Origin of the sequence: Arthrospiribacter ruber, assembly GCF_019343195.1 — a bacterium.
Classification (GTDB): Bacteria; Bacteroidota; Bacteroidia; order Cytophagales; family Cyclobacteriaceae; genus Arthrospiribacter; species Arthrospiribacter ruber.
Genome location: NZ_RPHB01000001.1, coordinates 725,079 through 748,477, shown reverse-complemented (window position 1 = coordinate 748,477; position 23,399 = coordinate 725,079). Strand labels below are relative to the sequence as shown.

General features: G+C 41.3%; 21 protein-coding genes. 11 read left to right on the top strand and 10 right to left on the bottom strand.

Going from position 1 to position 23,399, the window contains the following annotated elements; genetic code table 11:
- Positions 1-148: 148 nt before the first annotated feature.
- Positions 149-1,486 (bottom strand): 3-oxoacid CoA-transferase, encoded by a 1,338-nt coding sequence (locus tag EGN73_RS02890; RefSeq protein WP_219286909.1) that lies wholly within the window; start codon positions 1,484-1,486, stop codon positions 149-151.
- A 691-nt stretch (positions 1,487-2,177) separates the two neighbouring features.
- Here EGN73_RS02890 and EGN73_RS02885 point away from each other — a divergent pair.
- The 7 genes from EGN73_RS02885 (at position 2,178) to EGN73_RS02855 (ending at position 9,759) form a co-directional block, all read left to right on the top strand.
- Entirely contained in the window at positions 2,178-2,600 is a 423-nt protein-coding gene (locus EGN73_RS02885) for a PH domain-containing protein (RefSeq protein ID WP_219286908.1), read from the top strand.
- A gap of 88 nt (positions 2,601-2,688) precedes the next feature.
- Positions 2,689-3,300 carry a fumarylacetoacetate hydrolase family protein gene (locus EGN73_RS02880; RefSeq protein WP_219286907.1) on the top strand — a complete coding sequence of 204 codons (612 nt, stop codon included), beginning with the start codon at positions 2,689-2,691 and terminating at the stop codon, positions 3,298-3,300.
- Positions 3,287-5,146, top strand: coding sequence for a M23 family metallopeptidase (locus EGN73_RS02875; protein WP_219286906.1), 1,860 nt, complete (start codon positions 3,287-3,289; stop codon positions 5,144-5,146). The genes EGN73_RS02880 and EGN73_RS02875 overlap by 14 nt, the downstream gene beginning before the upstream one ends.
- A gap of 24 nt (positions 5,147-5,170) precedes the next feature.
- On the top strand, positions 5,171-5,620 hold the full coding sequence (gene bcp, locus EGN73_RS02870) for a thioredoxin-dependent thiol peroxidase (protein WP_009036360.1): 450 nt from the start codon (positions 5,171-5,173) through the stop codon (positions 5,618-5,620).
- A 10-nt stretch (positions 5,621-5,630) separates the two neighbouring features.
- Positions 5,631-6,482 carry a transketolase gene (locus EGN73_RS02865; RefSeq protein WP_219286905.1) on the top strand — a complete coding sequence of 284 codons (852 nt, stop codon included), beginning with the start codon at positions 5,631-5,633 and terminating at the stop codon, positions 6,480-6,482.
- A gap of 1 nt (position 6,483) precedes the next feature.
- Positions 6,484-7,452 (top strand): transketolase family protein, encoded by a 969-nt coding sequence (locus tag EGN73_RS02860; protein WP_219286903.1) that lies wholly within the window; start codon positions 6,484-6,486, stop codon positions 7,450-7,452.
- A 639-nt stretch (positions 7,453-8,091) separates the two neighbouring features.
- Positions 8,092-9,759: a glycoside hydrolase family 99-like domain-containing protein gene (locus EGN73_RS02855; protein ID WP_219286902.1), complete on the top strand. Its 1,668-nt coding sequence runs from the start codon at positions 8,092-8,094 to the stop codon at positions 9,757-9,759.
- Here the strand turns inward: EGN73_RS02855 and galE are convergent.
- A complete protein-coding gene (gene galE / locus EGN73_RS02850) occupies positions 9,713-10,732 on the bottom strand; it encodes a UDP-glucose 4-epimerase GalE (protein WP_219286901.1) in 1,020 nt (339 codons plus the stop codon). The two genes, EGN73_RS02855 and galE, sit on opposite strands and share 47 nt — an antisense overlap.
- Before the next feature lie 167 nt (positions 10,733-10,899).
- Here galE and EGN73_RS02845 point away from each other — a divergent pair, with 167 nt between their 5' ends.
- Positions 10,900-11,832, top strand: a complete 933-nt coding sequence (locus EGN73_RS02845) for a UDP-glucuronic acid decarboxylase family protein (RefSeq protein WP_219286899.1) — start codon at positions 10,900-10,902, stop codon at positions 11,830-11,832.
- A gap of 202 nt (positions 11,833-12,034) precedes the next feature.
- On the opposite strand, the gene EGN73_RS02840 is transcribed toward EGN73_RS02845, so the two are convergent.
- Together EGN73_RS02840 and EGN73_RS02835 are read right to left on the bottom strand one after the other, a co-directional pair.
- On the bottom strand, positions 12,035-15,190 hold the full coding sequence (locus EGN73_RS02840; RefSeq protein ID WP_219286897.1) for a gliding motility-associated C-terminal domain-containing protein: 3,156 nt from the start codon (positions 15,188-15,190) through the stop codon (positions 12,035-12,037).
- A gap of 198 nt (positions 15,191-15,388) precedes the next feature.
- A complete protein-coding gene (locus tag EGN73_RS02835) occupies positions 15,389-18,532 on the bottom strand; it encodes a PKD domain-containing protein (protein WP_219286894.1) in 3,144 nt (1,047 codons plus the stop codon).
- 152 nt (positions 18,533-18,684) lie between these two features.
- Here EGN73_RS02835 and EGN73_RS02830 point away from each other — a divergent pair, with 152 nt between their 5' ends.
- The 3 genes from EGN73_RS02830 to dprA all read left to right on the top strand — a co-directional run bounded on the left by EGN73_RS02830 (position 18,685) and on the right by dprA (position 20,619).
- Positions 18,685-19,023 carry an L-rhamnose mutarotase gene (locus EGN73_RS02830; RefSeq protein WP_219286892.1) on the top strand — a complete coding sequence of 113 codons (339 nt, stop codon included), beginning with the start codon at positions 18,685-18,687 and terminating at the stop codon, positions 19,021-19,023.
- 137 nt (positions 19,024-19,160) lie between these two features.
- Entirely contained in the window at positions 19,161-19,514 is a 354-nt protein-coding gene (locus EGN73_RS02825) for a MerR family transcriptional regulator (RefSeq protein ID WP_219286890.1), read from the top strand.
- Complete coding sequence (gene dprA, locus EGN73_RS02820) at positions 19,495-20,619, top strand: DNA-processing protein DprA (protein ID WP_219286888.1); 1,125 nt, start codon at positions 19,495-19,497, stop codon at positions 20,617-20,619. Before EGN73_RS02825 ends, dprA begins: the two co-directional genes overlap by 20 nt.
- A 23-nt stretch (positions 20,620-20,642) precedes the next feature.
- Here the strand turns inward: dprA and EGN73_RS02815 are convergent, their stop codons facing one another.
- From EGN73_RS02815 to EGN73_RS02790, 6 genes are all read right to left on the bottom strand, one after another.
- Positions 20,643-20,882 carry a hypothetical protein gene (locus tag EGN73_RS02815; protein WP_219286886.1) on the bottom strand — a complete coding sequence of 80 codons (240 nt, stop codon included), beginning with the start codon at positions 20,880-20,882 and terminating at the stop codon, positions 20,643-20,645.
- A complete protein-coding gene (locus EGN73_RS02810) occupies positions 20,882-21,319 on the bottom strand; it encodes a hypothetical protein (protein ID WP_219286885.1) in 438 nt (145 codons plus the stop codon). The genes EGN73_RS02815 and EGN73_RS02810 overlap by 1 nt, the downstream gene beginning before the upstream one ends.
- The gene (locus EGN73_RS02805; protein WP_219286883.1) at positions 21,312-21,821 is read right to left on the bottom strand and encodes a DUF4920 domain-containing protein; all 510 of its coding nucleotides are present in this window, start codon (positions 21,819-21,821) and stop codon (positions 21,312-21,314) included. Before EGN73_RS02805 ends, EGN73_RS02810 begins: the two co-directional genes overlap by 8 nt.
- A 62-nt stretch (positions 21,822-21,883) precedes the next feature.
- Positions 21,884-22,537: a peptide-methionine (S)-S-oxide reductase MsrA gene (msrA, locus tag EGN73_RS02800; RefSeq protein ID WP_219286880.1), complete on the bottom strand. Its 654-nt coding sequence runs from the start codon at positions 22,535-22,537 to the stop codon at positions 21,884-21,886.
- Between the two features lie 39 nt (positions 22,538-22,576).
- Positions 22,577-22,843 carry a DUF3253 domain-containing protein gene (locus EGN73_RS02795; protein ID WP_281422219.1) on the bottom strand — a complete coding sequence of 89 codons (267 nt, stop codon included), beginning with the start codon at positions 22,841-22,843 and terminating at the stop codon, positions 22,577-22,579.
- The gene (locus EGN73_RS02790) at positions 22,840-23,385 is read right to left on the bottom strand and encodes a class I SAM-dependent methyltransferase (RefSeq protein ID WP_219286877.1); all 546 of its coding nucleotides are present in this window, start codon (positions 23,383-23,385) and stop codon (positions 22,840-22,842) included. The genes EGN73_RS02795 and EGN73_RS02790 overlap by 4 nt, the downstream gene beginning before the upstream one ends.
- Positions 23,386-23,399 lie beyond the last annotated feature (14 nt).

Sequence of the window (23,399 nt, the reverse complement as noted above, 5' to 3'; positions counted from 1 at the left end):
TTTTTTCATATTAGAGAGCTATAATAAAATCTTCGAGGTCAAAAAAAGACCTTAAAGGTTGTGTCTCGCTTTTCGCCCCTCTTTTCCAGTTTCTTATGTCTTGAATCTTAAATCTTATATCTACAATCTTAAATCTACAATCTACAATCTACAATCCAACTTCAAACTCAGCCTCAGTATTTTCCTTCACCTCTTCTAGGCTCACTCCCGGCATCAATTCCCTTAGGGTCAATTTCCCTTCGATAAATTCAAACACAGCCAACTCTGTAATCACCATATCCACCGAAGCCTTAGCTGTCAAAGGCAAGTTACAGGATTTCACGATTTTAGACCCTTTGGGTGAGGTATGGTTCATCGTCACGATCAACTTCCTTGCACCAGAAGCCAAGTCCATGGCCCCACCAACTCCTAATAGCGGTCTACCGGGTACAGCCCAGTTGGCCAAGTTTCCTGCTTCATCCACTTCCAAGCCTCCCATCACGGCTACGTCCACATGCTTACCTCTGATCATGCCAAAAGAAGCAGCAGAATCAAAGTATGATGAACCGGGCAAAGCCGTTACCGGGATCTTTCCAGCATTGACAGGGTAATCCATGGCTCCCCCTTCCTTAGGAGATGGACCAATTCCCAACATGCCATTTTCTGAATGCATGATGATACCATCCTCAGGACTGATCAAATTGGCAATTAAGGTAGGTATTCCTATCCCTAGATTGACCACATCACCTTTATGTAATTCTTGCAAGGCTCTTTTGGCAATCAGCATCCGGTCAGCAGGAATATCTTCCGAACTGCCCACTTTTGCTGAAGAACCTAAATCCTCTTCTGTTAATTTCACTTCTACCAAATAATCCACAAAGCAGCTTGGGGTATGGATAAAATTGGGATCAAGCGCTCCAACAGGTACAATTTCTTCCACTTCTGCAATGACTATCTTAGCTGCTGTGGCCATGGCAGGATTGAAGTTCTGCTCAGTCAGGCGGTATTGTAGGTTCCCGGCAGTGTCTGCTTTCCAAGCACGGATAAAGGCTACATCTCCTTTGATTCCCTTTACAAAAACCTGCTTCACCCCATCAATTTCTTTCATCTCTTTTCCTTCTGCAATCACAGTTCCTTCGGAAGTCGGAGTATAAAAACCACCAATTCCAGCCCCACCGGCCCTGATGGCCTCAGCCAATGAACCTTGAGGAATCAATTCAAATTCTACTCTGCCCTCTTGCGCAGCTTTGACTGCCTCTGGGTTGGAAGTAAAGAACGAACCGATCATCTTTTTGATCTGCCCATTTCTCAACAGCCTTCCCCCTCCTATTCCAGGTTCACCGACATTATTTCCAATAAAGGTCAGGTCTTTGGTTGCCGTCTCTGCCAATGCATGCATCAAGTGAACCGGATTTCCGGTCATCCCAAATCCACCTTGCAGTAAAATATCTCCATCCTTGACCAGTTCAGCGGCTTCTTGGAGAGAAATGATAGGAACTTGTTTCATTATTTCGGGTATTAAAATTCAAATTGATGTAATAATATTAAATGTATATACACGTAAACAACTCATTAAATCTATATGTTCAGTTTCTAATGGATTTTTATTAAATTATATGAGTATCCGGATCCTTGCACGTTAAACCTTAAGAGCCAAACTGCCAACTTTACTTTTAACCGTAAATTTGGGTATTGGAGGGTGGGATGAATTTCGACCGGGCCAGCGCAGGCCTTGAGCGTGGATAGGATTCGAAATTCTTGATTTTTTGGCTACTTTTTCATCAAGGAAAAAGTAGCTTCATAATCAAATTTTGATTAAAATTTAGCAGAAAGAAATGGTTCAAAACAATCTATGGCTATGTGCAATGAAGCGTATACTCACATTAAATTATATGTATAACCGCAATTTGACCAGTAACCAATTTATTATGGGTATTGAATCAACCAGATACTTATAGATACCTGCCTGCCGCAGGCAAGTTGGATCCGCCTTGGCGGACAACTTACTTATTGATAACTTGTACCGGTTTATCGGGATTGGCTTGAAATCATACGTTTATTCTATTTTGAAGATTTTATTGGTAAGAAAGCAGATAATCATATTAAATTATGCCTAAAGCAGGTGTTTCAAATATTTATCTCTTTGTTCATTACTAGACGGAGAGATATTTTCAAAGCTTAAAATAGAAATCGAACAAATGACACTTAAAAAATTCAAAGCCAGAAAAGGTAAACTTTTCATCTCCCTTTCAGGAATTTTATTGGGCTTGTTGATCTATTCATTTTTCTCAGACAAATTTTCAATTGTCTTTGCTTTTTCAATGCTCATTGTATTAGCCCACCTTGTTCACCTTTACTTGACAACTTCCTATGCTCTTGACTCCACAAAGTTTTACTACAGATCAGGATTTATCAATGGGGAAATTCCTTTTAGGGAAATTAAATCACTTGAACCGAACATAAATAAATGGACCGGATTGAAACCCGCATTGGCTTCTAAAGGCATTCTTATCCGATACAATAAATTTGATGAAATTTATATTGCACCTAAAAACAATCAGGAATTTATAAATTCAATCCTTAGTCTAAATCCTTCAATAAAAGTATTGAAAGCCGAGTAAACATCTTATTGTAAGGCTTTATAAAAAACTGCATGAAGGACTGGGAAAAAATCCTTTATTTTGTTTCCCAACACTGAATATCTCATCCATGAAAGTCATTGCCATAGGCAGGAATTACGCTGAACACATAGAGGAACTCAAAAATGAAAGACCTACAGAACCTGTGGTTTTCCTCAAACCGGACACCGCTGTTTTAAAGAACAATGCTCCTTTTTTCCATCCTGATTTTTCACAAAATATCCATTATGAGGTGGAGTTGGTTTTAAAAGTCTCCAAGGAAGGTAAGTATATTCAAAAGGAATTTGCACACAGGTATTTTGAAGAAATCGGAATAGGAATAGATTTTACTGCGCGCGACCTTCAGGAAAAGTGCAAATCCAAAGGTTTGCCTTGGGAAATCGCCAAAGCCTTCAATGGCTCTGCGCCTATCGGTGGTTTTTTGCCCCTTGCACAATTTTCCCAACTAGATGACATCAATTTTCACCTGAATATCAACGGTGAATCCAGGCAAAAAGGAAATACTTCCATGATGCTATTTGACTTTGCGGATATCATCGCATACGTATCCCGATTTTTCACGTTAAAAAAAGGAGATCTCATCTTTACTGGAACGCCTGCCGGAGTCAGTAAAATCAATGTAGGCGACCGCCTGGAAGCATTTATAGAAGACCAAAAGTTGCTCGATTTTGAAGTTAAATAAATTCCCCCTTCTTTTCTTCTTTTTGCTCTCCTTTAGTGTCTTGGGCCAAGACTATCTTTTTCCTGTAAAACCCGGCCAAAGGGCCTTGCTCGCCGGAAATTTCTCTGAAATCCGCCCCAATCATTTTCACTCAGGAATCGATGTGAAAATCGGCGGTGTAGATGGAGAGCCCATTCTGTCCATCACAGACGGGTACGTTTACCGCATGAAGGTTTCTTCCTATGGTTATGGAAACGTACTTTATATCCGTCACAATGATGGGCAATCTTCTGTTTATGCCCATTTAAGAAACTTCTCCCCGAAGATCATGAACTTCATGAGAGAAAAAATGTATGCCGAAAAGAAAAATGACCTTGAAGTTTTTTTGGAACCACAGGAACTGCCCGTGAAAAAGGGAGAAATCATCGGTAACGGCGGAAACACGGGGAGTTCGGGTGGACCGCACCTGCACTTTGAAATCAGAGATACACTGGACCATGCTATTGATCCTTTTCGGTATCATTTCAAAGAAATCGTAGACAACACCCCTCCTATTGTCTATAGAATAGCTCTGACTCCATTGGATTACCTTTCTCGAGTAGATGGCGAATTTTCCAGAAAAGAATTTACACCTCTGATAGAAGGGGGCAGGTACATTATTCCACAAACTGTCAAAATCAGCGGAAGAGTCGGACTGGAAGTCTATGCAATTGATAAAATGGATGGTGTGGGAAATACTTTTGGAATACCCATTTTCGAACTCACCGAAAATGACAGCCCTCTTTTTAGAATCAACGTAGACCACATTGACTTTTATAAAAGCAGATTTCTCCTGAGTCATACCCATCAGAATCGCTTTACCAGAGTTTACCACCATCCGAACAATCAGATGCAGCTCTATTCTCCTGAGGAAAGAGGCTCAGGAGCATTGACAGCCGACCCAGGAGTGCAGAAGAAAGTTGAATTGGCACTGAAAGACTATTTTGGAAATACGCGCTTTGTGGGATTGGATATTGAAGGGGCAGATGGTGCTTTTGATCAAATAGAAAACAGAAAGATCAGTGCCAGTCCAACTGTGGTCAGCTATCACAGGGAGGTCATGAAAATCGAGGTCGGACAGTCCGAATGGGGGGAAATGGCTGAGGTAAAAGTAAATGGGCATATCATGGAATTAATGCCCTCTTATATATCAAATGGAAAGCGGGTTTATTTGTGGGATATGAATTATGGTGTTCCTGAAGAGATCAATCTTTGTACAGAAACCATTTTTCCAGAGGTTCAATATAAAATTCCTTTCAAAGAAGAGCTGGCTTATTACCATGAACAGGCCGATTTAATTTTTGAAGAAAACACTTTATTGGATGATCTTTTCCTGCGCATAAATAAAAGCGGTCAAGGAAAAAACACCACTCTCAAAATCAATTCGCCCCAGGAATATCTGCAAAGTAACATGGAAGTCCTTTTTAAGGATACTGGGTTTGAAGGGGACAAAAGCCGCGCACATGTGTACCATCAGTCTCCGAATGGATGGAAAAGCTTTGTTGGTGGCACATGGGAATCAGAGGATATCCGTTTCAAAACCAGAAATTTTGGTACTTTTGTCATAGATGAGGATAAAGTAGCCCCGGTAATACGGCCGGTAAAAGTCAATGCCGATGAACTTCGCTTTATCATCAGGGATGACAAATCAGGAATCAGGGATTTTGAGGCTTTGGTGAACGGAAATTGGATCCTGATGCGCTATGAGCACAAGCAAAATGTCATTTGGTCCGAAAAGTTGGACAAACAACCTTTCAAAGGAGAGGTTTTATTAAAAGTACGGGATATGGCCGGCAATGAAGCCAGCTACTCCACGACTTTAAATTAATCATAACCTTAAAACGAAAACATTATGTCAGTAGAAGTAGGAAAAGCAGCACCGAATTTTGAAGCAAAAGATCAAGATGGAAATACCATCAAACTGTCTGACTTCAAAGGAAAAAAAGTAGTGCTTTATTTTTATCCAAAAGACAATACGCCTGGATGTACAGCCCAAGCTTGTAACCTGAGAGACAATTATGAAGCTTTGCAAAAAGCAGGATATGTGGTCTTGGGTGTAAGTTCTGATTCAGAAAAATCCCACAAAAAATTTATAGAAAAGCAAGAATTGCCTTTCACCTTGATCGCTGATGAAGACAAAACAGTCCATGAAGCTTATGGTACCTGGGTAGAAAAATCCATGTATGGAAGGAAATATATGGGAACAGCCCGTACTACTTTTATCATAGACGAAGAGGGCAAGGTTGAAGAAATCATAGACAAAGTCAAAACAAAAGAACACACCAATCAAATACTCAAATAATTCCAATACAATGGAAAAACACTCAATCGATCATCTCGAAGGAATCTGTTCCCAGGTCAGAAGGGACTGTCTTCGCATGGTACATGCCGTGCAGTCAGGCCACCCGGGGGCTGCCCTTGGCATGTGCGAATATGTTGTCGCACTCTTTTTCAATGAAATGGAGCATGACTCCGACTTCAAAATGGACGGAAAAGGCGAAGACCTTTTCTTTCTTTCCAACGGACACGTGTCTGCACTCTGGTACAGTGTGTTGGCCAGATCAGGCTACTTCGGTGTTCCCGAGCTGGGCACCTTCCGTAAAATCAATTCCAGGCTTCAGGGCCATCCGGCCACAGAAGAAGGACTTCCCGGAATCAGGATTGCCTCGGGTTCTCTTGGACAGGGACTTTCTGTAGGAATCGGTGCGGCACAGACCAAAAAACTCAACCAGGATGACAAGCTTGTCTATGTGATGATGGGTGACGGTGAGCAGCAGGAAGGGCAGGTATGGGAAGCTGCCATGTATGCGGCCCACCACAAGGTGGACAACCTGATCGCTGCCATTGACCTGAACAGACAGCAGATCGACGGCCCTACCGAAAAGGTCATGGACCTGATAGACCTCGGAGCCAAGTGGGAAGCCTTTGGCTGGCAGATCGTCAATATCGAAAAAGGAAACGACATGGCTTCCGTACTGGAAGGCCTGGCCAAGGCGAAGTCCCTGACCGGACAGGGCAAGCCCGTGATGATCCTGCTCCACACAGAAATGGGCTACGGGGTGGACTTTATGGTCGGCACGCACAAATGGCACGGCGTGGCACCGAATGACGAACAGCTTGAAAATGCCCTGGGACAATTGGAAGAAACATTAGGAGACTACTGAAATGGAAAAGACACTTGACTTAAAATACACCTATACCGAAAAGAAGGACACACGCTCCGGCTTCGGTGACGGACTGCTGGAAGCAGGAAGAAACAACCCCAATGTGGTAGGCCTCTGTGCCGACCTGATAGGTTCACTGAAAATGGGGGCCTTTCAGAAGGAATTTCCCGAGAGGTTTTTCCAGGTAGGTATCGCGGAAGCCAACATGATAGGACTTGCCGCCGGTATGACCATAGGGGGCAAAATCCCTTTCACGGGCACCTTTGCCAATTTCTCCACAGGCAGGGTCTATGACCAGATCAGACAGTCTGTGGCCTATTCGGACAAGAATGTGAAAATCTGCGCCTCCCATGCCGGCCTCACGCTGGGTGAGGACGGTGCTACGCACCAGATCCTGGAAGACCTGGGCATGATGAGAATGCTGCCGCACATGACAGTGATCAATCCCTGTGACTACAATCAGACCAAGGCCGCGACACTGGCATTGGTGGACCATGTAGGTCCTGCCTACCTCAGGTTTGGCAGACCAAGCTGGCCTATATTCACCCCTGCAGACCAGAAGTTTGAGATCGGCAAGGCATGGAAAATGATAGAGGGCAAGGACGTGACCATCTTCGCCACAGGCCACCTGGTATGGGAAGCAGTGGTAGCGGAAGCCATGTTGAGAGAGGAAGGTATCTCTGCCGAGGTAATCAACATCCACACCATCAAGCCTCTGGATACGGAAGCTATATTGGATTCTGTAGCCAAGACAGGCTGCGCGGTATCTGCCGAAGAGCATCAGCTCAACGGAGGTTTGGGGGACAGCATCGCCCAGACACTGATCAGGAACCATCCTGCTCCGCTGGAGTATGTGGGGGTCAACGATTCCTTTGGAGAATCAGGTACGCCGACACAGCTCCTGGAAAAATATGGACTGAATGCCGAGAATATTGTGAAGGCCGCCAAAAAAGCATTGGCCAGAAAATAATATTGAGATTAATAACTTAAAAAAACCGTGTTGAATTGAATTTCAGCACGGTTTTTTTTATTTGGAAATTTTATAACCTTCTCTTTCGGAAAATAAATTTCCAGGATTTAACTCCCTCTCTGATGACTATCAAAAGGATAAACCCCAATATTATTACGAGTCCAACCATCAATATAAGGTATAAGAAAGTCGCTATCATAAAATATTTGTTGAAAATAAGTAGGGCTTGCTGAAAAAGTCTCAGGTATGCCAGATTCAAAGCGGGCGAATGAAGATGTATGCTTATACTTCGAGTGAGCCCAATGAAGAAGATGGTATGCCTGAGACTAGCCTTAAAATTTTGAAATTTTAAGGAGCACGGAAATCAAGCTATAACATTAAATAAACATGCACCTGCTTAAAAAAAAATACCTGACAAACGGGGTATTCATCAAAATTTAAAGAATTTATTCTTCAGTTGGCGTTTTTCAGCACGCCCTAAGTAAAAGTTAAAATGTCTTTACCAATATCTGAATTCAAACATTTTATAACAACTAAAAAGAGATTAATCGTAAAGTATTTCTAACTCCAAGATGTAATTCCGTTATGCATTTCCTATTTTAGAAAAGTAAACCATTTGATTACCTAACACTTTTGAAAATGAAAATATTTTGGCCTTTTCTACTGATTCTAGGTATTGTCGTCATTGATCCAGAAGGTTGTGAGCATGCTGATTCCCAAACATCAGATGAATCTTCCGAACAGCTTGCTGAAGCAGAGACAAGTCCTAAAAGCTTAACAAATGAGGAGGAATTAGGAGAGAGCTCCCTCTTAAGAACGATGGACACGCAAAACAGTCCCCAGCAAATGGTAGGAGTGTACTATATGCCATCTTGGAACACTTCTTCTGATCCTAATTTTGACCGGGACAGCTTTTGGTCCTGTATCACAGGAAGAGAAGATTGTGCCAGCTTGCAGAATACGGCCATTTGGGGTCCAAGGGGCAGAATCTACAACAGGCAATATCCTTACGAAGGTCCTTATCTGGACAGGAAGCCTATCTCTGCCCTCAAGGGTTTTTATAAAAGAGACGATCCGGCAGTCATCAAAAAGCAACTGGAATATATGAAAAGCTATGGCATTGATTTTTTTGCCTATGATTGGTTTTTTGGCAGACACTATTACTATCACCTGTATTTTGGGCCACAGGCAAAGATTTACTATCCAGAAGGGTGGAAAATTGATCCCAATAGAGATGGAAGGGTGGCTGTTCCCGGATTGGAAGAATGGAATGATCAGTTGGAAGTACTTTTGAGAGAAAATGCCAAGCTTCCTGCTGATAAGCAAATGAAATGGGCCATCAATTGGTGCGATGATTCTGATGAACGCTGGAGAGCCTGGCTGGACATTGGCTCGCCTGAAAGTATGGCTGCAGGGCGAAACTACAGAGGAGAAAAGCCTGATAAGGCACTTTATCTACAAGTGCATGACAAAATCACCCAGCTTTGGATTGACAAGTATTTCAAAAGAAAAGATTATCTGAGGTCAGAGGATGGAAGGCCGATTGTCTACTTCTATTTTCCTCAGGACACGGAATCTAGGGCTTCATTTTATGGAATCACCATGAAGGAACTATTGGACAGGTCTAAGGATTTGGCCAGAAAAAATGGGTTGTCCGGCATAAAATTCATAGCCGTAGCCTCAGGAGCCATGATGCCAAATGAAAGACAATATGGTATGCCTACCAAATGGGTTCCCAACAATAGACAGGAACCATGGCGGGGAGGCAGGTATACCGATAGGCTTTTGTTTCAGGATTATGTCCCAAGATTGAAAGGAATGGGCTTTGAAGGCCTGACGGGATACGTTTACCACAACCATTACCGTCAGGACAACAAAAGTTATGCGGATATGAGAAAAACTTACAAAGGCCATTGGCAAGAATGGAGTGAATTGTTTAAAAACGACCCAGCCTTTGAATATCAGGTTCCTGTAGCTATGGGTTGGGATATGAGACCGGCAGGTGGTACATGGCCGCAACAAACTGGCTTTCCCAGCGAGCCTATCAAAGACAGGGTTCACAGCACCAAATCAACTTTCAAAGCTAAACTGGAAGATGCCAAAAAACAGTCTGAAAAATATAAATCCAGCAACGGGAACACCATCATGATCTGTTGCTGGAATGAATATTTGGAAGGAAACTACATCGAACCTACAGAAGGACATGGGTTTGATTATTTGGAAGCCATCAAAGAGGTCTTCACAGACAGAAGAACAGGATTTATACCTTCTCCCCCAGCTTCAACTGCCAATTCCACGAGTCCCTGAGCGAATCCTCCAGGCTGTATTGGGCTTTCCAGCCCAGTACAGTGTTGATTTTGGAAGTATCTGCCCAAACCTTTACAACATCACCTGGCCTTCTAGGTCCTATAATGTAGTTTAGCGATTTACCGGATACCTTTTCAAAAGTATGGACCACTTCAAGAACTGTATTGCCATTTCCAGTTCCTACATTGAAGATATCGTAGAAATCATCCTTTTGCCTAGAAAGGTATTCCAAAGATTTGACATGAGCATCTGCAAGATCCATCACATGGATATAATCCCTTACACAGCTTCCGTCTGCTGTATCATAATCATCCCCAAATACAGTTAACTTCTCTCTGATACCTGCTGCAGTTTGGGTAATAAAAGGAACCAAATTATTAGGAGTTCCCAAAGGCAATTCTCCCAAAGCTGAACTTGGATGTGCTCCAACAGGGTTGAAATACCTCAGGGAGATAATCCGTACCCCCGCCTTACTTTTTACATAATCATGAAGTATGTCTTCACAGATTTTTTTGGTATTTCCATAAGGGCTTTCAGCCTCTTTACGGGGCGTAGATTCTGTAACAGGCAAAACATCAGGTTGACCATAAACCGTACAGGAAGAAGAAAAGACAAGATCTTTGACCCCATATTTTGCCATACATTCTAATATCACCAAAAGTGAGTCAATATTATTTTTATAATAGTTCAATGGAACCTGTGTGCTCTCTCCTACTGCTTTGTATGCAGCAAAATGAATAACACCTTCAAGCTGGTTTTCCTTGAAAATTTGCTCTACAGCTGATTTATCATTACAATCTTCTTCGTAGCATTTAATCTTTTTAGCCAGTATCTGTTCAAGGCCTGAAAGAGTTGATTTTTCTGAATTCGAAAAATTATCTATGATGATAGGTTCAAAACCTGCATTCACCAATTCTACTGCTGTGTGAGAGCCTATGTAGCCTGCTCCTCCTGTAATTAAAATTTTCTTCATGACTTAGTTTAAATAATCCCCAAAACACAATATTAATAGGATAATCTGAAGAAGGGAAGTCTGCTCCATAAATTATCTATTCAATAGTTTTTTTTCTATTTTAAAAAAAACACCGGTTTTTAGAATATTTTAATTTATTTCGTAGCAGAATAAAAATAAGCCTTTTTATGAAAAGAATTTTAGTAACAGGAGGTGGCGGATTTTTGGGTAGCCATCTTGCTGATAGATTAATCGCTGAAGGAAATGAAGTACTCTGTATGGACAACTTTTTTACCGGAAGTAGAATGAATATCCACCATTTGCTGGACAACAAAAACTTTGAATTAATCAGGCATGATGTTACTTTTCCAACTTATGTCGAAGTGGATGAAATCTATAATTTAGCTTGTCCTGCCAGTCCCGTCCATTATCAATTTGATCCGGTACAGACTACCAAGACTTCGGTAATCGGGGCGATCAATATGCTCGGCTTGGCAAAAAGACTAAAGATCAAAATACTTCAAGCATCTACTTCTGAAGTTTATGGGGATCCGGAAATCCATCCACAACCAGAAAGCTACAGGGGAAACGTAAACCCTATAGGACCAAGAGCATGCTATGACGAGGGAAAGCGCTGTGCCGAAACTTTGTTCTTTGATTACCATAGACAACACAATGTCAAAATCAAGGTGATGAGGATTTTCAACACTTATGGCCCAAGAATGAATCAAAATGACGGAAGGGTGGTCAGTAATTTCATAGTGCAAGCTCTTAAGGGGCAAGACATCACCATTTATGGAGATGGAAAGCAAACCCGAAGTTTTTGCTATGTTGATGACTTGATCGATGGGATGTATAGGTTGATGAATAGCCGTGATGGCTTTACAGGACCAGTCAATATCGGCAACCCTGGAGAGTTCACTATGCTTGAGCTTGCAGAAAAAATCATAGACCTCACTGGCAGTAAAAGTAAATTGGTATTCAGACCACTTCCACAGGATGACCCCTTGCAGCGGAAACCGATCATTGACATGGCACAAAAAGAATTGGGATGGGAACCTAAAGTTCCTTTGAGCGAGGGCTTGAAAAAAACTATTGCTTACTTCGAGAAAGTGATTTGATTGAGGTCCTGAATTAGCCGTCGTAAATCGTAATTCGTAACCGGATTGAAGAACTAAAAGTTGTTGAGGGTTAAAGGTTAAGCTGTTAGGACGAATTTTAACAATTAACCTTTAACACTTAACTTACTGATTCTTTTACTAATCGATGAACTTGAAAAAGCGTCGTAAATCTTATTTGGTAATTCAAAAATCAATACCAAATTCACCTTATCAGTGTAAAGACTCCTGCTTTTTTCTCTGTTCTTGCTGTTCCATCGATAGTATAGCTGTATTCAATCATATAGGAATATACACCCATCGGGGCCTCCTGCCCTTTGATTGTACCATCCCAGCCTTCATTCCCTACGTAGACCAATTCTCCCCATTTGCTGTAAATCATTAAGGTGAAAGCCACCTCACAATTGCTCACACCTTCAAATATGCTTTCCTTTTGGGTATCAAAGCCCGTCGGCATTCTCAGTTGCGGAGCATCTTCGGTTACACTGCCAGTAAAGCTTTGCTCGCAATCATTAGAATCTGTCACCCTAAGTGTGTACTCTCCTGGGCCCAATTGACTCAACCTTGGGCCCACACTTCCATCAAATTCCCAGAAATAGGCATAAGGCCCAACTCCTCCTTTACTGATAGCCAAAATCGACCCACTGATACTGCCCGGGCAGGCTACATTTTCAAGAATAAACTCTGTCTCCATTGTTTCAGGAGCCCCAACTTCAAATTCCAGCGGAAGCACACAGCCTCCTGCATCAATTACCTCGATGGCGTAATTCCCTTTAGCCAAATTAAAAACCTGTATGCTGCTACCTACTACCAATACACTCTCACCTAAAACAGTGTAGGGAGCTACTCCTCCTAGAACCTCAAAACTCAGCGAGCCATCCTCTGAATCAAAACATCTTGCAGGCTCAATATTCATCTCCCCTGATAATTGAAGGGCAGGAGCTTCACTGATCTCTATGTTCTCAAAAAACAATTCACATCCCCCGGCATCCTTCACAATAACTGAATATACGCCAGGCTGCAAATTTTCAGCTTTGGGCCCTTTTAGGTTATTATCGTGTGTCCAAATGAATTCATAATTCCCAGAACCGCCAGATGTGCGCATTTCTATACTTCCGGCATTGGCTCCGGCACAAACCAATTCAGTAAAATCAGCCACTTCTGCCTGAAGCGGTGTATTTACATTGACCACCAATCTTTCTGACTCGCCTCCGCAAGAGGCATTGGCTCCACTGTATTCTTCGTACCAAATTTGACCGGTACTTCCGGGACCAGGCCAAAGCACTTCAATTTCATAAGCATCTGATTGAGAAAGAATTTCACCTCCTTCAATAAACCATTGATAAACCCTTCCAGGAATAAGATCTGCTACTGAATAGAATTGAGAAACACCTTCATCATAACAAATCTCAGCTATTCCTTTAGGCTTTCTTGGTATTATGGAATCATTGATAAAAACCGCTATTTCCTGTGCTATTCCCTGACAGCCTTCTTCTGTAAGTGGAGTGGCAATCACCTTGGCTTCAGGATCAAAATCTCCCCATAAAACTTTAACGGAATAAGCATCTTCTTCCAGAATCTGTCCTCCCACAACCTCCCACAATACTGAAGATGAATTTTCCGGATTCTCAAAGAAGTAGGTGACTTCATCAATATTTGGACATACATTTTCAGGACCTTCCAGGCTACCTTTAGATTCAACCACGGTTACTTCAAATTCCGCTTCTTCCATTTCATCACAGGACCTGTCACCGGTCATTGCAGAAATCTTGATTTTATAGACCCCTGGCTCATCAAAAAGATGCTCTACTGTTTTTCCTTCCTTGATATCCTCTTCATTTTCAAACTTCCATTCAAAAATCACGAACTTTGAATCCCGTGGATTTACTGTCCATGAGGCCTGTTCACCCAAACAGGCAACTTTATCGCCCACCACATCAAAGTCATAGGCCACCTCGGTCTCAAAGTTGAGGTTATTGATGCTGGCTCCGGCCGAGTAACCGTAAGATTCTATGAATCCCGATCCATAAACATAGCCTATCAGACCGTCTTCATTGCTGAGTGAATGGCTTCCTTCACTCACTTCTACCCTTGCATAAGAATAGGCAGCATTTCCTGGAACAGGTTGAAAAGAAGCTCCAATGTTCTGTCCGTCTAAAATGGTTTTGTCTTTGCTCTCTGTCTTTGTAAGGATATTGACAAAATGATTCACAATCCCGACCACCTGTACTGCAGAAAATACCGTACTTTTGATCAATTGGTTGTTAGGACTTAAAGTGATCATAGTAGGATCACCGTTGCTTGCATTTTGTCCGGATTGAATATTGCAAAAATAGCTTTTGGCAAAAGTAGTGACCGCGATAGGCTTATCTGCTGTGATATTGGCCAGCTCCTCCCGTCCAAAAGAAAAGGATACATGCCTACCCGCATTGATGACTGCCCTTTGTTGTCCATTGACAAATACCCGGGTATTATTTTCGGCAGCAAGTACTTTAACCATTTCTCCCGAAGTCCTTCCAGCAAAAGGGATATGTACATATTCCTTCCCCCATGAAAATATTGGATAGGTCTGTTGGAACAAATGATCTCCAGTAGACCCATCACATTCCTGGGCTACTGAAGTCATCTTGTTCCCACCAAAAACAGCCACATTTTTGCAATCATCACCTGTACTGTTAACTACCCTTACCCTTGAGCCTGTCAGGTCCCCTACTGCTTTCACCTGATAGCTTTCACCTTTGCTTAATTCAACCGAAATTGTAGAACCGGGAGGAATTGGAATAGGATCATTGGATTGGGCAGAGAGGCTAATTTCAACCTGCGTATTGTCCTCCACCGCGACTACCAAAAGCGTGCTCTCATAATTTACATTTGACCCAGGGTCAACTCCGGGATTGAAATTCTCATGATGGGCAGTCACATAATAATCTTTTCCCAATGAAGGAAGCGGTAAGATTACCGTACCATCCGCACTTCTAGCTCTGAAATTGAAGGCATGTACAGAAATATTACCGCTGGACATGATATAGATCCCTTTATTCTCAATCCTGCGGGAAGTCCTATGGATCATATCGAGTCCATCTTCAGGAAATGCATATACAAATTGATCACCTGCTTTGACAGAAAAAGGTATGGAATTGCTTTCATACTGAATCACTCCGGTGGCATCTTCTTCTGCGGATATGATAATGGAAGCTTGGTCCAACCTCAACACTGGAGTAGTGGTGCGGTTGTTTTCCATAAAACCTAAAAAAAATTCCCTGCCAATAGTCGTTGACTGACCGAAAGTCAAATTTTTACTCGCCAGCAATATTGCCAGAAATACCAAAAACCCTTTTACCCTTCCTAAATTAAACCACATCTTATTCAGCTACTGTCATTTAGCAGAGCATAATTTATCAAATATTATTAAATCACTGATAAATAAAATCATCAATAGTTCAATTACTTGTTTAAAAGAATTGTTTTTGATAACCAAAAGCTTTTCGAAATAAACAAATGCTGTGCTTTGTTAAAAAAATACCCCAACTTTTCAAGAGGAGAAGTCCTTTCTCCAAGATCACCTTATCAGAGTAAAAACCCCTCTGTGTTCATCAGTCTTTTGGACACCTTCCAAAAAATAAGTGTATTGAACAACATAGGAATATGAACCGGGTCCTGCATCTGAATTTCCTATTTTCCCATTCCATCCTTCTTCTCCTGAATATACCAACTGTCCCCACCTATTGAATATAGAAAGCCGAAATGAAGTGTCACAGTTAGAAACTCCGGCGTAAAGCCCTTGGTCAGGTCTATAACCAGTTGGCATCCTTACCTGCGGTCCTTCTTCGGGCATGATGCCTGTACCTAGGCTGATGCACCCCCTACTATCTGTCACTTTCACTTCGAATTCGCCAGAAGGAACTCCTTCCAAGACTGCATCGGTCGAGTTGTCAAACTCCCAAAAATAACTTACTGGTCCAAACCTTACATCAGGTAGGGCAATCAGCTCTCCATTGGCTTCTCCTGGACAGGTAGGTTTTTGAATCCTAACATCAAATGTCTCCGGTTGGGTAACCTCTACACCGAAGTTTACTTCTAGCTGACAATCATTGGCATCTAATACCAGAATTGAATGATCCCCTGGAGCAAGATCGAAGACCCTTATGTGATCATCCTCTACCAGCACATTTGACAGTTGATCCACCCTATACGGTAAAACTCCTCCTATCAAATGGACAATAGCCTCCCCATCTTCTAACCCAAAGCAACTGGGAGCAAACATATCAATCCTATCCACTTCCAACATTTCCGGTTGACTGACAGAAATGTCATCCAATACCCTTTCGCAACCAAATGAATCCAATATTGTGACTGAATAAATTCCAGCCGGTAAATCTTCTGCAACACTGGAATTGAGTGAGGGATCATGAGACCACCTGTATTCAAACGGAGCTTCGCCTCCTGATATGGTGAGGGAAACTTTCCCGGATTGGTCATCAAAACAGTCTACATTTATAATTTCCTCAATTTCAACAATAAAGGAACCTGCTACCTCAACTACCAATGTTTCGGAAACCCCAAAACAATCAGGATTTAGGTTGGATGTCGCTGTATAGCTCAATTCACCTTGGGTATTTTCTTGGTTCCACCTGACCCGAACGGTAGCTTCATTATCAGACCCAACTATTTCTCCATTTACTACTTCCCAAGAATAAGCTCTTGAATCACTGGGATTTGGAACTGAATAAGTAAAAATTGAATCTTGGTCAAAGCAGATTTTCTGCTCTCCTTCAATATCATCTGCAATTATTACTTCCGAAATAGTCACTGGAAACCGGATTTCTTCTCCCGGACAACCTTCTTCTGTATAAGGTATAGCTATCAAAACAGCATTGGGATTGGTAACACCCCATGCCACTTTTGCCCTATTTCCGTTTGTGCTAACTTCCAAGACTTCCCCTCCTTCTGCGATCCATTCCACTTTGCTATATGGCAAATCAGAGAAGAAACCATAGTTTAACTCTTCCACATCCGGGCATACAGAGCTCAATCCTGCTATTTCGCCCTCTGTCTCCAATACTGTTACTTCAAATATAATTTCTTCCTGCAAATCACATCTAAATTCACTGATAGAGGCAACTACCTTGACTTCATAGATCCCCGCTTCTTTGTAAATATGCTCTACGGACTTACCTACTTGAGCGTCTGAGCCATCGCCAAACTCCCAGACGAAGTAAGTAAAAACATCATTTTCAGGATATATCTCCCATAAACCGGATTGATTGAGACAGGCAACACGCTCACCTTCAACTTCAAAATCATATTCAGGCTCAATTTCAAAATTAAGATTATCCAGACTGGCCCCTGTCACGTATCCATAGGATTCTATTTCTCCAAATCCGTAGACGTATGCAATAAATCCACCTGGGTTGGATAAACTATGTACACCTTGATTGATCGGTAATCTGGTAAATGAGAATTGAGGGTTTTCCGGAACCGGCTGAAAACTATTTCCGATCAACTGCCCATCAAGCAAGGTCTGATCGGAATCATCTGATTTTACAATAATATTAACATAATGCCTGTTGATAGAGGGCAGTTGGATGGCATTAAAAGTTATGGAACTGAGCAATTGTTCATTGGGGCTGTAAGTGACCATAAAGGGATCTCCATCAAGATAAAAAGCCTCTGCAGGATTGTTGCACTCCTGACTTTTGGAAAAGGAGGTCACGCCTGAAGGTTTGCTCGTCTGAATACTGGCTGTAAAATCAGAAGGAAAATCAAAAGTCAAAAACTGTCCTGCATTTATGGAACCTGAATTTTCTCCATTGATAAATACAGTGGTATTATTTTCAGAAGCCAATACTTTGACCAGTTCACCGGATGACCTTCCTTCAAAAGAGACATGAATGTATTCACTTCCCCAGGTGGTAGTTGGGTACATTTGTTGGTACAAATGATCATTAGCCGCTCCACAATTCCCAACGCTGGTCCACTTGTTACCTCCAAAAACTGCTAGATTCTTGCAATCGTCTACCGTATCACCCACTACCCTTACCCTTGATCCAGTCAAATCCGCTTTTGCTTTCAACTGATAAGATTGACCGGCATTCAACTGTATTGTAAAGGGGACTCCTGCAGCATTTCCGGTCAAGGTATTAACACTTGGTGTGATTTCTATCCGAGTATCTTCCTCTACAGCTACCACCAACAAGGTGCTTTCATCATTGAAATTGGCATTGTAGCTTACGTTGGCAGTCATCTGTTCATAGTGAGAAGTAACATAATAATCTTTACCAAGTGCCGAAATCGGCAGAATTACCGTTCCATCAGCAGACCTTCTTCTCTCATTGAAAGCGTGTACAGCCACATTGCCATCGGACTTGATGTATACTCCTTTGTTCTCTATTACTCCGGCCAAGCGATGAAGGATATCAAAGTCTTCGATCCGGTATACAAACTGTTGACCAGGATTAAGGTTGAAATCAATGGTATTGGTCCCGTATTGTAAAAATCCTGAAGCTTGTTCACTTGCAGTAATAATGACAATCCCATAGTCTAGAGCAGTATTTTCAGGGGTGTTTCCTTCTACCCTGAAATTGTCCATATACCCAAACCAAAACTCCTTTCCTACAGTACTCATCTGCGCTTCAACATGCCCTGATTTGTACATCAGAACAGAAACCAATAAAATAAACTTAAGGATAAGCTGTGTGCGCATTATATTTTTGTAAAGAGCAATCAATATATCAATCTAAATTTTAAAATGTTTGATTAAAAGGGATTTAATTGCCTTTTTAGTCCTATTAATTATTTACCGTTATTTTAGATCATAAATTGGATTTAGATACTGGCAAAAATCAACACAAGAAAATGGGAAAAAGGTATTGTCTCACATTGGATTTGAAAAATGATCCGGAACTGATTGAGGCCTATGAAAAACATCACCAATCGGTCTGGCCGGAAATTCTTAAAAGTCTAGAGGAAAGTGGAATTGAAAGCATGGAAATCTACAGATGGGAAAATAGGCTTTTTATGATTATGGAAACTGTGGACGGATTTTCTTTTGAGCTGAAAAATGAAATGGACCTTAAAAACGCCAAAGTTCAGGAATGGGAAGAACTGATGTGGAAGTACCAAAATGCCCTACCGGGAGCTTTGCCAGGAGAAAAATGGAAGTTGATGGATTCAATTTTCGAATTTAGAAAATAAATTTATATGACTGATTTTCAATACTTTATTACATTTTAAATAAAAATCAATTTATTTTAAAAAGGAAAGAATTAACTTTAGGTTAATTGAGTTTGCATTATAATTGTTAAAATCCGATAGACCAAAATATCTTAGCCGTGCCTTACAAAGAAAAAGAAATAGAAAAGAAATATTACTCTATAGGAGAAGTTGCCAGCATTTTTAAAGTTGCCCCGTCACTCATCAGGTACTGGGAAGGTGAGTTTGATATCATCAAGCCCAAAAAAGACAAGAAGGGCAACAGGAGATTTACCAAAGATGACATTGAAAAAATCAGGTACATCTATCAGCTGGTAAAAATTAAAGGGTATACCCTCCAGGGTGCTCAAGAGGTTTTGAAAGGCAATCAGGAAAAGGTCTTTGACAAAGCAGCCATGGTGGACAGATTGCATCAAATCAAACGTTTTTTAATAGAAATCAGAGATACCATGCATGTCAACAGTGATCAATGAGGACATACAGTATGAGCTTGCCCTGAATTTTATTCCCAAAATAGGGCCTTTGGTTTTCAGGAACATACTGGCCTATACCGGGTCAGCACGGGCTTTTTTTGAAATGCCCGTAGGAAAGGCTCTTAAAATACCCCGCGTCAACAAAGGCCTTTTGGAATTGCGCAAAAGCAAAGATGTCTTTTTGAAAAATGCCGAAGAGATTATCAACAATTGCCAAAAAAAGGGAATTACCATATTGAGTTTTTCCCACCCTTCTTTTCCTTCCAGGCTAAAACTGACAGACGATTGCCCCATGGTACTTTTCACCAAAGGAAACCTGAATCTCAATACCGAAAGGACCATAGGCATAGTAGGCACCCGCAATGCTACAGAATATGGCCGGAATGTCACAAAAAAGATAGTAGAAGACCTTGCTCCTTACAGCCCTACCATTTTAAGTGGTTTGGCTTATGGAGTAGATATAGAGGCCCATAGGTCCGCTCTTATGTCCAAGCTGCCTACAGTAGCTGTATTGGGTTCATCGGTAGATCAGATCTATCCCTCTGTGCACAAAAACACTTCAATAGAAATGCTGGAATCGGGAGGGCTGATCAGTGAGTACCCACCGGGGACTGTCATGCATCCTTCTAATTTTCCTAAAAGAAACAGGATAATTGCAGGCTTGTCTGATGCGCTGATAGTAGTAGAAGCAGCGCAAAAAGGCGGGGCCTTGATCACTGCTGAAATAGCCTACAGTTATAATAAAGAAGTGTTCGCTGTACCGGGAAACTTACAGGCTACATACAGCGAAGGCTGCAACCTTCTGATCAAGCAAATGAAGGCTTCGATTTACACCGGGCCAAAAGATCTGGAAGAGGTTTTGTCCTGGAGCAAAGAAGGTGGGGTTACAAACAGTAACATGGCCAAAAAACTAGACCTGAATTCTTTTGAAGGAGATGACAGAAAAGTGTTGGAAATCTTGCAGGAGAAGAAAGAGCTGGAGATTGACAGCTTGGCATTACTGTCAGAAATCCCAATTTCTACTTTAGCTTCAAAGCTTTTAAACTTTGAATTTGAAGGACTTATCAAATCACTCCCTGGAAAAAAATACAAACTTTTAGGGTAATTTAGAAAGGAGTTTCCGAAGGATCAGAATTGTTTGGGTATGATGCCTTTTCCGGAATAGTCTATTACCTCATCAAGTTCATAGTCTTTGCCTTTTCCCCATTCGAGAAGCTCCTCGATAGTATAGACTTCTGTAGTATCAAGATCTTTGACCTTGAAATTGGTTCCTGAAAGTCTAGCTAAAATTTCAAGCCTCCTTCTTTCTCCATTATTCTGAAAATCATACACCCTACCAACTCTCAGGTTATCCAATGCAATGGCCATTACTTCATTAATTTTTCTATTCTTTTAATCGGACCGGGACAAAATTGTTTGTGACAGGCGAGACAATTTTCTACCAAAGCTTTGTATCCTTTTATCACTTCCTCTTCACTCTCACTCTTTTCTAGCTCTTCCAACTGGTATAGATAGGACTCACCCATGAGCGCAAATGTCTCATTCTGGACTTCGGGTTTTGTTGGAGTAGCTGTAAGAAGGTTTCTGTGCTTTTCTACGTAACCTATTATATCCTCATGATTAGAGGTAGCTAAAAGGATTTCCTCCATGTCATCATACATCTCCCTCATCAAGAGTGCCAAAGGCGCATCTTCATTGGGATGTAAAATTGCCTGCTGTTCTTGATCGGTAGAAGATTTCTTGCATGAAAATAACAATAGACCGACGATTAAGGAGGCCAAGTTAAAAGAAAACAGTCTAAGCATCTTCTTTGATAATCACCCCAACTGCCTCAAAGGCATATTCATTTTTAGGTTCTGTGATGGCTTCTATTTCCTCTTTGGATTTCCCGGCATCTTCTGCGTAGTGTCTCAGGGTTTCTACATCCGTCACCTTTTTACTGGCCACACCTTCAATTATCACCGGGTAGCCATGTGAGTTTTTAGGAACAAAAAAACCATAATCTTTGAAAGTCACCCTCATGGTTTCCCCATTGGGAAGGTCCATGGTCATCCAGCATCCCTTATGTACACAGACTTCCTTGATTTCACCTCTTACTTTACCATGAAACTCCTCTCCTTCTTCTAGAGATGCTACCAAATTACTTAAGGGAGTTACTTCATCTTCAGTAATTACTGCGCCAAATACACCAATGGGCGTATCTGTCACCAATTCTTCATGTTGACCACTTTCTTCAGAGGAATTATTGGAATTACAGGAAGTGCCTAAAATGGCCAGTGAAGCGATAACAAAAAAGGTCTTTTTCATAGTGATTTTTTTTTCAAAGCTATACCAAGTTCAGTAAAGATACAACTTCATTCCGTTTTGGATCAACGGAGTTTTTCTGCAAATACCTCTCTGAATTTTTCCAATTTAGGCCTGATCACCACCTGACAGTAGGGCTGCATGCCATTGTCTTTATAGTAATTTTGGTGATAATCTTCTGCGACATAAAAATTGGTGAAAGGCGTAATTTCGGTAACTATCGGCTTGTTGAAAGCTTTTGAATCATCAAGTTTCTTCTTGAAATAAGTTGCCTCTTCCTTTTGTTTATCAGAGTGATAAAATACGGCAGAACGGTATTGAGGACCTACATCCGCACCTTGCCTATTGAGGGTAGTCGGATCATGGGTGGACCAAAAAATCTCTAATATATCCTGAAAACTGATCACATTGGGATCGTAAAAAAACTGTATCACCTCTGCATGACCGGTAGTTCCTGAAGTGACCTGTCTATAACTAGGCTTGGAGATATGTCCTCCGCTGTATCCTGACTTTACTTCTGTGACACCCTTTAGGTCCTGGTATATGGCTTCTATACACCAAAAACAACCTGAACCTAAGGTAGCAACTTCTTTTCCTTCCGGTACTTTGACTTGGGTTTTGGGTAATTCCTGCATACTGCTCAGATTTTTATTTGATGACTGCCCACATGCTATTGTGGACAATACGGTTAGACTTAGAAATAAAGCAACTATTTTCATTCTGTTTTTCTTTAGTCAACAATCCAATGAAGAAAGGGTTTATCGAACTTCAGAAATTCTTACAGGTCCTTTTGGATCATTTTCGGGATCAATTTTTTCTTCCTTTTGGGTAACTGTAATCAACCCTTCCCTGTACATCTGCATCATTTCTTCTCTGATATCAGACATGAAGTGCCTCCATGCCATAGGGTACAACCACCTTACCACTTCTGAAGGACAAAAAGACTTCCCTTTCCTCATCCTTATCATTTCCAGAATAGAAAGTCGGAGTATATTGGGTTCAATATAATTTTTAGGAGCAATCAATTGCAAACCATCACAAATGCAGGAGGAAAATTTTTCAAGGTGAAATGGGTTTGAATGTCTTTAAAATAGTTCTTGAACTGATATTTTAACAGGTAGGAATAGCAGATCTGTATAAATTTACCATCAAGGGCAAGGTTATCCCTGCTTTTTTCACAAATCTCCTTTCTGGTTGGTTTGTCAATAAGACTGAACGGCAAGGAAGAAAGTATAAGCTCTGCTTTTTCCCCATTCAAATATTTATCAATGTTGGCCGCAGAATCGTTGATTATCTGAATATTTGTCTGTGGATACATTTTCTCCATTTCCTTGCAGAAATATTCGTTTACTTCAAAAACAAGCAGAATGGCATCTTTCTCCATCTTATCTACTATCCCCGCTGTAATGCTACCATCCCCACCCCCAAGTTCAACAATGGTTTTTACCCCTTTAAAATCTGCATAAGAAAGCATTTTGTCCACCAATGGTTTTGAACTGAAAGTAATCGCCCCGGTGGTGGATATATTGGTATACAACTCCTTTAATAAAGTACCTTTATTTCGCATATTGATTGTTTAAT

Bases quoted from the DNA above. Each gene is read 5' to 3' on its own strand.
- EGN73_RS02890 (WP_219286909.1), bottom strand. From the start codon at position 1,486: ATGAAACAAGTTCCTATCATTTCTCTCCAAGAAGCCGCTGAACTGGTC.
- EGN73_RS02885 (WP_219286908.1), top strand. From the start codon at position 2,178: ATGACACTTAAAAAATTCAAAGCCAGAAAAGGTAAACTTTTCATCTCC.
- EGN73_RS02880 (WP_219286907.1), top strand. From the start codon at position 2,689: ATGAAAGTCATTGCCATAGGCAGGAATTACGCTGAACACATAGAGGAA.
- bcp (WP_009036360.1), top strand. From the start codon at position 5,171: ATGTCAGTAGAAGTAGGAAAAGCAGCACCGAATTTTGAAGCAAAAGAT.
- EGN73_RS02865 (WP_219286905.1), top strand. From the start codon at position 5,631: ATGGAAAAACACTCAATCGATCATCTCGAAGGAATCTGTTCCCAGGTC.
- EGN73_RS02860 (WP_219286903.1), top strand. From the start codon at position 6,484: ATGGAAAAGACACTTGACTTAAAATACACCTATACCGAAAAGAAGGAC.
- EGN73_RS02855 (WP_219286902.1), top strand. From the start codon at position 8,092: ATGAAAATATTTTGGCCTTTTCTACTGATTCTAGGTATTGTCGTCATT.
- galE (WP_219286901.1), bottom strand. From the start codon at position 10,732: ATGAAGAAAATTTTAATTACAGGAGGAGCAGGCTACATAGGCTCTCAC.
- EGN73_RS02845 (WP_219286899.1), top strand. From the start codon at position 10,900: ATGAAAAGAATTTTAGTAACAGGAGGTGGCGGATTTTTGGGTAGCCAT.
- EGN73_RS02840 (WP_219286897.1), bottom strand. From the start codon at position 15,190: ATGTGGTTTAATTTAGGAAGGGTAAAAGGGTTTTTGGTATTTCTGGCA.
- EGN73_RS02835 (WP_219286894.1), bottom strand. From the start codon at position 18,532: ATGCGCACACAGCTTATCCTTAAGTTTATTTTATTGGTTTCTGTTCTG.
- EGN73_RS02830 (WP_219286892.1), top strand. From the start codon at position 18,685: ATGGGAAAAAGGTATTGTCTCACATTGGATTTGAAAAATGATCCGGAA.
- dprA (WP_219286888.1), top strand. From the start codon at position 19,495: ATGTCAACAGTGATCAATGAGGACATACAGTATGAGCTTGCCCTGAAT.
- EGN73_RS02815 (WP_219286886.1), bottom strand. From the start codon at position 20,882: ATGGCCATTGCATTGGATAACCTGAGAGTTGGTAGGGTGTATGATTTT.
- EGN73_RS02810 (WP_219286885.1), bottom strand. From the start codon at position 21,319: ATGCTTAGACTGTTTTCTTTTAACTTGGCCTCCTTAATCGTCGGTCTA.
- EGN73_RS02805 (WP_219286883.1), bottom strand. From the start codon at position 21,821: ATGAAAAAGACCTTTTTTGTTATCGCTTCACTGGCCATTTTAGGCACT.
- msrA (WP_219286880.1), bottom strand. From the start codon at position 22,537: ATGAAAATAGTTGCTTTATTTCTAAGTCTAACCGTATTGTCCACAATA.
- EGN73_RS02790 (WP_219286877.1), bottom strand. From the start codon at position 23,385: ATGCGAAATAAAGGTACTTTATTAAAGGAGTTGTATACCAATATATCC.